Below are 10282 nucleotides of genomic sequence, written 5' to 3'. Positions count from 1 at the left end.
ACCAGGAAGTGATGGCGTATTTTAACATTTCTGGTCGAAAAGTGAGTTATTAATTAGAGATTTTTTATTAAATTTCAGAGTGTTAAGCTGTTTTTCAGGGACGACTATTTAATATAAAGTGCTAAACCTCAAGTGTAAAGCTGAGATCTTTTGAAGTTTAGCGAATGGATTTCAATAAGCTGGAAGAGAGAAATTATTGCTGCGAATACAATCCGATTCGGTTGCCTTCGCTGTCGATAAATTGAGCGAAGTAACTGTTTGCCCCCTCTTTAATTGCCGTTTTTGGAATAATAATTTGATTACCGAGTTCTGCTATTTTAGCTAAAGGAACCGCTAAGTCTTCACCACCATTTAAGTAAATAACAGGGCCATCATCGCGGGGGTGGTAATTTTCGCCAACTACAAGTGCACCGGTAATCGCCTTATCTTCTGCGCAAATCATAGCAAAATCATAGCTGCATACATCCTCTCGGACAAACTTAAAGCCCAGTATTTGTTGATAAAATTGCATGGCTCTGGTCATATCGGTTGCTGGAATTTCAACCCAAGTTACTTGATGTTTCATCTTTCTTCCTCTTGAATAAATTGGATAACGTTTTCTTTTAACAGAGCTGGTATAATAAAACTCTCCTACTGACAACGTGGTGTCAGTAGCGTTGGGATGGTTTTTGGTTAATTTCAATTGGATTTTTTCGATGTCAAAAAAAGAGCAGAATTTTGAGCAACATGATTCTCCGCGAAAACGGCATTATGCCTTTGCACATATCGCCTTGCGGCAGGTTTGCCTGCGTAATCCACACTATATTTTTGCACTCCTTGCTTCTGAAGAAAAAAATGAGTTTTTAACGGATCTTATTCGCCAGGTTGAAAGAAACTATCCAGAAGATTTAACGGTGTTTTCAGCGGAAGACATCAAGATTCGTTTGCTAAAAGTTGATAACTTTCCATTAGTTTTACTTGAAATGCCGGCACCGAGGCATTCAACCGAGTGCAAATTTATTGGTATTGTCTGTTTATGGGAAGTCGGTAAGCCAATTACCGATGAAATTCCAGAAATTCACTATTTTACTTTTGAACTGGCACCATCAGCGTCGAATGAGTTGGGATACTTTTGTCAGTGGAAAGATGATGTTCATGGAAATTTAGCGCAAGTCGATTTAACTTGCACCATTGAGCAATTCGCAATGTTAATTGAGCATCATATTTCAAATAAGTCATTGCATTAAATTTGTTGTGGCTTAAATCAAAAAGGCTTAAATCAAAAAGAAGACCCGGCGGGGGAGCCGGGCCTGAAAATCATAACCTTCTAGGATGGGGTCAACGGTGGCTATGATTTAATACATAATCATTTAACAAGTCATCTAACAAGAGTGATTAGAATAATAAGACTGTCTGACGGATCTTATTATCACTTTGACGAGGAGTCAGATTAAATTGCTGAATATTATGTATATCCTGTTTGCAGGAGAGCAATAATAAATCTCTGAATAATTCATGAATTGCTTGCGGTAACTGGTGTTCATCGGGCGTTTCATGATAAGTCCACGATAAATATAAAAGTTCTCGCTTTGAGTCATAAATTTTCAGCGACGGTTTACCATCATTTAGAAAAGCTTCAATTTGGTATCCCATGACTCTCTGCCTGCTGACTAACTTAAGGTAATGATATACATATGTTTCTTTAAATGCAAATGATAATTGTTATTATTTAGTGATTTTAATAGGTGAATATTACCGTTTTTAAGGCTGGGTGCGTTTACGCATGACGCCTTCTTGCGCGGTACTGGCGACCAGTCGGCCTTGCAAATCGAAAAACTGACCTCTAACAAATCCTCTGTCATGGCTTGCTGAAGGGCTTTCGATAACATGAAGCAACCACTCATCAAAGCGAAATTCACGATGAAACCACATGCTGTGATCAATCGTTGCCATTTGAAATTGCGGTAGCATAAATGAAACTTGATGTGGTTGTCCTGCTACTGGTAAAAAAGCAAAGTCAGAAGCATAAGCTAATAGATATTTATGCACGCGAAGATCATCAGGGAGTTCTCCATTGGCTTTCATCCAAATGTGCCGATGGGGTTTTGTTTTATCTGGCGCAAGTGGATTAAAAAATTCTACTGGCCTGATTTCAATTGGCTTTTCGCAAAGGACAATATCACGAATTTTTTTAGGGATTTTATTTTCATATTGTTGAAAAATTTCTTGTTCTGACTGAAGTGCATCGGGCAATTCGATTTGTGGCATCGTTGACTGATGATCAAAGCTATTTTCTGCATGATGAAATGAAGCGGTCATGAAAAATATTGGTTTACCATTTTGAATAGCTTTGATTCGCCGAGTCGAAATACTTTGACCATCGCGAACATTTTCAACATCGTAAACAATGGGCTTGGTTGCATCGCCTGGTCTTAAAAAGTAACTATGGAATGAATGCACAACACGCAACGGATCAATGGTTAACTTTGCAGCCGCCAAGGCTTGTCCGATGACCTGCCCACCAAAAACATGACCTAAGGCAATGTCTTGACTGTTACCGCGATATAAACCTTGCTCGATCACTTCAAGTGTTAAAAGTTCTAGTAATTGTTGTAAGACCTTTGACATAAAAAATCTCGTTTAATTATAAATTTCCCTAATTGTAGTAATGGTTTTAATTATATGTAAAGCAATTAACTCATACCCATATTTTTTAGGGGTTAAATTTATCTATTTTTCGATGAATAATTTAAAAAAGCTATCAACTTTGTGCACCATTCCTCAGAAAAAAAGATTTAATTAATCAGACAAAAAAAATAGATTTAAAAAAGATAATTTTTCTGGAAAAGCCGATTATATGGAGTATACTTTGAATTGTTTGAAGTTGATCCGCTTACTCAGAGATCAATTACGAAGCCCGAAGTTCTACCTTTATTGTTTCGTCCTGTACTCTTCAGTAACACCAACTTCCAGCAAGACGCCTTAATTAATTAATTATTAATTTATTTATCACTCTCTAGGCAAGTTATTTAAGAAAGATAGGAATTTTGTTATGTCGACTGTTACAGGCACTGTAAAGTGGTTCAATGAATCAAAAGGTTATGGATTTATTTCTCAGGAAAATGGTCCGGATGTTTTCGCTCACTTTAGCGCAATTAATGGCTCAGGGTTCAAAACATTGAAAGAAGGCCAGAAAGTAGAATTTTCCGTTACTGATGGACAAAAAGGCCCACAGGCTGAAAATATCACTACCGTATAATTTATTGGACAACACCTCTTTTATAGAGGTGTTCTCTCTCCCTCATTTGATTTTCTCAACTTCCGCAAATCATTTCATTTAAAACCATTTAGTTTGCACTGTTATTTTCTTTATTTGTTTTTTTATTGAAACTTACTGACAAAGAAAATTAAGTTTATAGTTTGTTACTAAAAATACTACATTTAATAGGGTATTTGCTGTAAAAATTATGTCATAAAACCTGTAAAAGTAGGTAAAATAAAGCTGGCTATTTAAACAGCGACCAAACAAAGGCAAGTGAAACGGAGGAAAATTATGGCTGGTAGAAGATCTGTTCTGCATTTCTTGTCTTCGCTTCCTATACTGGGAGCTATGCCTATATGGGCTACTTCAAGTCAATCGTCAGCTCTAATTCAGCGAAAAATTCCAAGGGATCCGACAAGCATTATTCCCGCTGTGGGAATGGGATCTTATCAAACGTTTAATGTTGAGCATGATGTTATTCAAAAAAATAATTTATTAGAAGTGCTCAAAACTTTTTTTTCATTGGGCGGTCAATTTATTGATTCTTCTCCCATGTACGGTCACTCCGAAGCGGTAATTGGCGAGTTAATTCGGACTATTTCTCCGCGCCCAAAGTGGTTTGCTGCGAGTAAAGTATGGACTTACGGTAAACAATCTGGTTTCGACTCTATTAATCATTCCGCTTCACTCATGGGAAAAATGCGGGCGGATAAAGCGACAATGGATTTGATGCAGATTCATAATTTACGAGACTGGCAAATTCATTTGCCTACGTTAATGGAACTTAAGCAGCGACAAATAATTCGCTATATTGGCATAACGACCTCGCGTATTAGTCAATATAGTGATTTTGAAAAAGTTATGCGCCAACATCAACTAGACTTCATTCAACTTAATTATAATATTAAAGTGCGTGATGCCGAGGAACGACTTTTACCATTGGCACTTGAACGAAAGATGGGAGTTATTGTCAATATGCCATATGAAAAAGGCCGCTTGTTTAAATTGGTGAAAAATAAACCGTTACCAACTTGGGCAAAAGAAATTGATTGTCATAGTTGGGGGCAGTTTTTTTTAAAATATATAATTTCTCATCCTGCGGTTACTTGTGTTATTCCTGCAACATCTAAAGTTCATCATATGCGAGATAATATGCAGGCAATGTATGGCCGTTTACCCGATGACAATATGCGTCAGAAAATGGTTCGTTATTTTAATGATCTTTAAGCGTCCATTAATAAAACCATAATAAATTGAGAATCATTTATGTTAGATTATCAACTGAAGTTTCCAGATCTCTCTCAGGCTTTGTATCGAGCTCTCAGCAAAGATGCTTTTTATGTAACTTTACAAGAGAGTATTGAAGGTGATGCAAAACAAAAAAAACAAGCTATGCTGGCTTATATGGATTTTTCTATTTCAGAAGCACAAAAGTATGGTGCATGCTATATTCCAAAAAACCAACATTATGGCGTATCTGTTTGGTCTAAACCCATTCCAGATGAGCTGAGCGAGCAGAAAAAAGTAGAGAAAATATCGTTTATTCACGAATTTCTGGGGCAAGCTGCTCAACAGGTTTATAGTGATATTTGCAACAATATGAGTGACAATGCTCAGCCATTGGTTGCAAAAAGTGATTGGTATTTATCGATTATTGGTATTTTGCCTGATTATCAGGGTCAAGGGCTGGGGCCGGGGTTAATTGAGAATATTCTACAACAAACTGACAAAGCGGGGATTGCTACTTACCTTGAAACCTTTACCAAACGCAATTTAACCTTTTATTTTCGTTTAGGTTATCAAACTGTTGGCGATTTTTTTGAACCTGTGACCAAGGCGCAATACTGGTTGTTGCGGCGACAGCCTCTTTAGTAATTAATAGGAATGGTTTTAATTAAAAATTATTATAAAACTTAAAATTTGAAAAGTTTCATCAATTGTTGCTAAAATCACCCGCCCTGAAAGCTGGTTGCGTATAAAAAAACCAATAACTGGCAGGATGTGTGAATTACTGTTACAAACCAATATTCCAGATACGATATGTTTGATGATATAAGACCTTTCAAAAATGATGAAGTCGCTCAGGTGATTGATGCTTTGATTCGTAATGTAGAGTTACAGTCGATGCTAAGTCATTTTTTAATGCCTGGTTTCAATCGTTTTGCACCTGGTATCAGCCATTTGCTGGTCAGACTATTACTTTCATTTAAATCCAGAAAACTTAACTCTATTGAAGCGATTCAAAAAGAGGTTGCTCGTTACGCTTATCGTATGCTGAAACAAAGTTGCGATGGTTTTACTTATCAAGGACTCGATAAACTTAATTTAAATCGACCAACACTCTTTATTAGTAATCACCGTGATATCGCGCTGGATCCCGCTTTGGTTAATATTGCTTTGTTTGAAGCCGGAGCCAACACGGCTGAAATAGCTATTGGCAGTAATTTGATGTCGAAGGATTGGATTGCCGATTTAATGCGTTTGAACAAATGCTTTATTGTTAAACGAGGACAAGTGGGTAAGCGTGCTATTTTTAATGCATCCAAAGAGCTTTCTGAGTATATTCATCATACGCTTACTAATAAGCAGCAGCATATCTGGATTGCGCAACGCGAGGGGCGTGCTAAAGATGGTGTTGATAAAACTAATTCGGCGTTAATTTCAATGTTGTTATTACATAAGCCTAAAACACTTTCAATTAGGGAGTATGTTGAGCAACTTAATATAGTACCGGTTTCTATTGCTTATGAATTTGATCCTTGTGATAAAGATAAAGCCAATGAACTAGCTATTATTGAAACTACTGGCAGTTATCAAAAACAAGAGCACGAAGATATTGGCAGCATCAAAAATGGTATTTTAGGTTACAAAGGTCGTATTCATATTGAGTTTGGGCAGCCTGTTGTTGGTGATTTTGAGGATTCAAAAGCCTTGGCAAATGCTATTGATCAACAAATTATTGATAACTACCATCTGTTTGAAACAAATCTGCAAGCACATGCGCAGTTAGTGGGGGAGAGCTCATCGAATGAAGATGGAAAGTCGTTGACCAGTTTTTTCTATGAGCGCCTAAAAGATTTAGATGAAGCACAAAAACGCTGGTTATTAACTATGTATGCAAATCCGGTTTTTGCGAAACAAAACTCTCTTGGTTAATCAATGTTTACCTTGCTGCGCTAATTAATTACGCTATCTTTTGTCGCGTTGTTATCGCTTTTTTTAGTTTTTACCTGCTTACCTAAATATAAGGCAAGTATCGACCAGATAAGCGCAATAGGGACAATCAACATGGCAATTGATGCGACACCTAAATGAAAAAAGGTTAATAGTTTTTGAATAGATGCACCAATTGCATCCCCTCCCCGATAAACAAAACTATCGACAAAACTCTTGGCTTTATATTTTTGTTCCTGAGGAATTAAAGTAAATAATGTCTCTCTTGCTGGTTTAAACAAACCATAGTTTAGTGAACGCCTTAGCGTTTGAAAGATAATTAATACGGATAACGTTGGTAAAATAGCTAGAGTGATAAAGCCGCCTAAGGTCAGTAATGGCAGTCCAACTAAAATAATACCAACACCAAATTTTAATAATAATTGGCGAGAGATAAATAATTGAAATGCTAAAGTTAAAATATTTGCCCAGATATCGATATAGGCAAATAACTGTGTTCTTTGAGAACTATTTGATGTTTCGGCAGCAATCAATTGACCTTGTTGAAAGTATAAAAATGTTGATGTTAAACCATAAAAAAAGATGTAACCGGCGATGGCTAAAATATATGGCGAAGATAATGTAAATTGTATACCTGCTAGCGCACGTTTAAAAAAATGAGGTTGAGTGTCGGCTGAGAAAGCAGGTGCAGCAAATCGAACGCTGAGCTGTTGTTTGATGGTAATCTCTGAGGGTTGATTTTTAAATGCTAAATCAATTTTTTTCATGACGATTACCGCGAGTTCTAATAAAAATATACAAATTAAAAACAGGTAATTACTTCCAATAATGTCAACAAACTGCTGTGCGATAGTACCGCCAAAAATCGCACCTATCGTGCCGCCTATAGCAATGCTGGGAAATAAGCGCTGACTGTCTTTAAATGAAATTCCATCAGCCATAAACCCCCAGAAGAGCGAAATAATCAGCATATTAATAACACTTAACCAAACATAAAAGGTAATGCCAACATAAAACTGAAATTGTTCAGACAAAAATGTCAATGCTAAAAAGAAACCAACTAAATTAACCGAAATAAAGCGATAAACAATAGGAATAAAGCGGCTCCGCTCAAATTTTGAAACCAGCCCGCCAATAACGGGGGCGAGAAAAAATAGCACTAACATTGTTGCTAAAAATAAATAGGGTAAATCGTCAGCGCTTCGCGAAATTCCCATTGTTTCTCTAATAGGTCTTAAAATGTAATAAGCGCAAAGCAGTAAAAAGAAATAAGCAGCTGACAAACTGACAATTTGCAATTCTCTGGAATTAAACTTGAATAATTGTTGAATGGCGTTTGGCATGTGTAAGCCGCTTAGGGATTTTTTATGAATGCAATACAGACTAGCAATAGTTAACCTTTGTCACAAGTTGTGGGATGTAAATCGATGTTGCTGTGAGCTCTTTTGAGGCTGGTATACTCAGTGTTTATTATTAGCGAGGTTTTAAATTTTCAGGTTTCGGTTTTTTATGGTTTTGATTTTGTTACTTTAATATCCAAAAAAGATCGGTAAATTTGTTACCGATCTTTTGAGTTTTTAAGTTCTCTGGTTTAATCGGCTGCTAAAATGGTCGCAACAACTTCACCAAAGCCAATTCGTTTAGCGCCTTCTTTTTGACACCAGCCACGCATAATAACGGTATCGCCATCTTCGAGGAACGTTCGAGTTTCACCATTATCGAGTTCTATTTTTTGCTTACCACCTATCGATAGTTCAAGCATTGAGCCCGCTTCTTCGTGAGTGGGACCAGACTGAGTGCCGCTACCAAACATATCACCAGGTTGTAAATTACAGCCGTTAATAGTGTGATGAGCAACCATTTGTGCAACAGTCCAATAAGAGTGGCGGAAGCTAGACAATGACAAGTGGCTTGCTGGTTGTCCTGCCTCACGCATTTGTGCAGTTTCTAATTGAACTTCTAATTGAATATCAAATGCGCCATTTTGACGATTTTGTTCTGACTCAAGATAGCCTAAGGGTTGCGGCTCCGCGGCATCTCGCTGCCATGCGCAGCGAAACGGCGCAAGTGCTTCGTTAGTGACAATCCAGGGAGAAACCGTTGAGGCAAAGTTTTTTGCTAAAAATGGTCCCAATGGCTGGTATTCCCACCCTTGGATATCACGAGCTGACCAATCATTAAACAAGCAAAATCCGAACACATGCTTATCGGCCTGATCAATATCGATAATATCGCCTAGTTGATTGCCCTCACCGATATAAATACCAACTTCCATTTCATAATCCAATCGTTTACAAGCACTTAGTACTGGCTCGCTGGCATCAGGTGCTTTAATCTGCCCTTTAGGTCTTTTAAAGTCGCTGCCTGAAACTTCAATTGAAGAAGAACGCCCATGATAGCCAATGGGAACCCACTTGTAATTCGGTAGTAAAGGGTTATCGGGACGGAACAATTTACCTACTGAGGTGGCGTGATAAATCGATGTATAAAAATCAGTATAATCACCAATTCGACAGGGAAGCTGATACTCCACATCATCTTGTGCGATAAGACAACCGGCGAGTTTGCTCTCGGCGTCAGCACCACTACGCAGCGCTTGCGACAATGCGAGTCGCAATGCAGACCATGCTGTTTGCCCCATTGCCATAAAAGCATTTAATTCTGGGGCATCGCATTGCACGAGTGCAGTTTGCGCAATACCCGAAAAATAGCCACTATTTTTAGCTGCTGCTAAATCAAGTACCTGATCGCCAATAGCGACACCGCCTCTGAAGGCTTCATTTGAACCGGCGCGTCTAAAAATTGCAAATGGCAGGTTTTGGATAGGGAAGTCACAGTTTTCTTCATTGGCTGAATTAACCCAACTGGTTAATTGTGGATCATGTGTTTCATTTAAGGTGGTTGCGTATGACATTATTGGCTAGGCTCCTGAATTAAAGTAAGGTTTGTATGCCTTTATAAAATCGTTGATGTGAATTCATTCAACCGTAGATAGATTAACTAAACCGATAATAGACTTGTTATCTCCATCAGTTTTATCGACGATCAGAGTTTATCGTATTATAACAGCGCGTTTGTGAAAGGCTATTTTCGCCCACTATTTAATGATAGAGGTTTTGAATAATCATTATGCGACGGCTTGATAGTTTTTATGAAATAGTCAAAATTTACTTAATTATCAGTGATATATAATTTATGAAATAACTAATATCTTATTACGTTATAATTATCCGTTTGTGGATGATTTGCGCTCTTAACAAGTTATAGAATCCTCTACCGTGAATTGGAATGGCTGAAACTAAAGTTGATTTAAAACGGAGCTGTTGTTATGCAAAATAAGCCTTCGCCATATCGAGGTTCGGGATTCAAACACAATTTGTTGGTTGGTATTGATCGGGCTTTGTCAGCGACTGTTAATTTTGTCGTTCATACATTATTCCGTATTAAACCAAAAACACTCAAATTTAAAATTGATTCGTCGCTTTTAGAATTGTACGCCGAAGCGACTCGCACAACCTGGCACGAACTCGATGAATCTCGAAGTAAAGCGGCAAAAATTAAGCGACAGCGCCTGTTAATGGGGAGTTTAATCAGTTGTGTGTTGCTATTTGCTGGTGTTTTTTTGGGTATTGGTATTGTTTTCGCATTTATTGCGTTTTTGCTTACCTTAGGATGGGCATTTGTGCCCGAGTCTGAATTTCAAAACACTTTTAATGAACGTTTTGTTCCTAAACTTTTGCAACATCTGCCAGGTTATACTTAGTCGCCCCTGAAAAAAGAAACCCCCATTGATTTTTTATCAGCCAATCATGCGCAGAAGCATTTTAAATGGTGAGTTCCGGCTGCGCAATCTCATTTCGCGATCAA

At 37.6% G+C, this 10282-nt stretch carries 11 protein-coding genes; 6 read left to right on the top strand and 5 right to left on the bottom strand.

Going from position 1 to position 10282, the window contains the following annotated elements; translation table 11 throughout:
• Positions 1-193: 193 nt before the first annotated feature.
• Positions 194-565 carry a VOC family protein gene (locus ABVT42_RS21175; protein ID WP_353897947.1) on the bottom strand — a complete coding sequence of 124 codons (372 nt, stop codon included), beginning with the start codon at positions 563-565 and terminating at the stop codon, positions 194-196.
• Between the two features lie 130 nt (positions 566-695).
• On the opposite strand from ABVT42_RS21175, the gene ABVT42_RS21170 reads away from it, so the two are divergent.
• A complete protein-coding gene (locus ABVT42_RS21170) occupies positions 696-1226 on the top strand; it encodes a hypothetical protein (RefSeq protein ID WP_353897946.1) in 531 nt (176 codons plus the stop codon).
• 148 nt (positions 1227-1374) lie between these two features.
• On the opposite strand, the gene ABVT42_RS21165 is transcribed toward ABVT42_RS21170, so the two are convergent.
• Positions 1375-1632 (bottom strand): hypothetical protein, encoded by a 258-nt coding sequence (locus ABVT42_RS21165; RefSeq protein ID WP_353897945.1) that lies wholly within the window; start codon positions 1630-1632, stop codon positions 1375-1377.
• Between the two features lie 108 nt (positions 1633-1740).
• The gene (gene tesB, locus ABVT42_RS21160; RefSeq protein ID WP_353897944.1) at positions 1741-2607 is read right to left on the bottom strand and encodes an acyl-CoA thioesterase II; all 867 of its coding nucleotides are present in this window, start codon (positions 2605-2607) and stop codon (positions 1741-1743) included.
• Positions 2608-3031: 424 nt separating this feature from the next.
• Between tesB and cspE the strand changes: the two genes are divergently transcribed.
• From cspE to ABVT42_RS21140, 4 genes are all read left to right on the top strand, one after another.
• Complete coding sequence (gene cspE / locus ABVT42_RS21155) at positions 3032-3238, top strand: transcription antiterminator/RNA stability regulator CspE (protein ID WP_353897943.1); 207 nt, start codon at positions 3032-3034, stop codon at positions 3236-3238.
• Positions 3239-3532: 294 nt separating this feature from the next.
• Positions 3533-4468, top strand: a complete 936-nt coding sequence (locus ABVT42_RS21150) for an aldo/keto reductase (protein ID WP_353897942.1) — start codon at positions 3533-3535, stop codon at positions 4466-4468.
• A gap of 39 nt (positions 4469-4507) precedes the next feature.
• Complete coding sequence (locus tag ABVT42_RS21145) at positions 4508-5113, top strand: GNAT family N-acetyltransferase (protein WP_353897941.1); 606 nt, start codon at positions 4508-4510, stop codon at positions 5111-5113.
• 168 nt (positions 5114-5281) lie between these two features.
• Positions 5282-6397, top strand: a complete 1116-nt coding sequence (locus tag ABVT42_RS21140) for a 1-acyl-sn-glycerol-3-phosphate acyltransferase (protein WP_353897940.1) — start codon at positions 5282-5284, stop codon at positions 6395-6397.
• Positions 6398-6417: 20 nt separating this feature from the next.
• On the opposite strand, the gene ABVT42_RS21135 is transcribed toward ABVT42_RS21140, so the two are convergent.
• Together ABVT42_RS21135 and fahA are read right to left on the bottom strand one after the other, a co-directional pair.
• Positions 6418-7758, bottom strand: a complete 1341-nt coding sequence (locus ABVT42_RS21135) for an NTP/NDP exchange transporter (protein ID WP_353897939.1) — start codon at positions 7756-7758, stop codon at positions 6418-6420.
• Between the two features lie 248 nt (positions 7759-8006).
• Positions 8007-9329 (bottom strand): fumarylacetoacetase, encoded by a 1323-nt coding sequence (gene fahA / locus ABVT42_RS21130; RefSeq protein WP_353897938.1) that lies wholly within the window; start codon positions 9327-9329, stop codon positions 8007-8009.
• A gap of 414 nt (positions 9330-9743) precedes the next feature.
• Between fahA and ABVT42_RS21125 the strand changes: the two genes are divergently transcribed.
• Positions 9744-10178: a hypothetical protein gene (locus ABVT42_RS21125; RefSeq protein WP_353897937.1), complete on the top strand. Its 435-nt coding sequence runs from the start codon at positions 9744-9746 to the stop codon at positions 10176-10178.
• Positions 10179-10282 lie beyond the last annotated feature (104 nt).

Origin of the sequence: Aliikangiella maris, from assembly GCF_040719265.1 — a bacterium.
GTDB classification, from domain to species: Bacteria; Pseudomonadota; Gammaproteobacteria; order Enterobacterales; family Kangiellaceae; genus Aliikangiella; species Aliikangiella maris.
The sequence above is the reverse complement of the archived record's forward strand: the minus strand, read 5'-3'. Positions and strand labels throughout refer to the sequence as shown.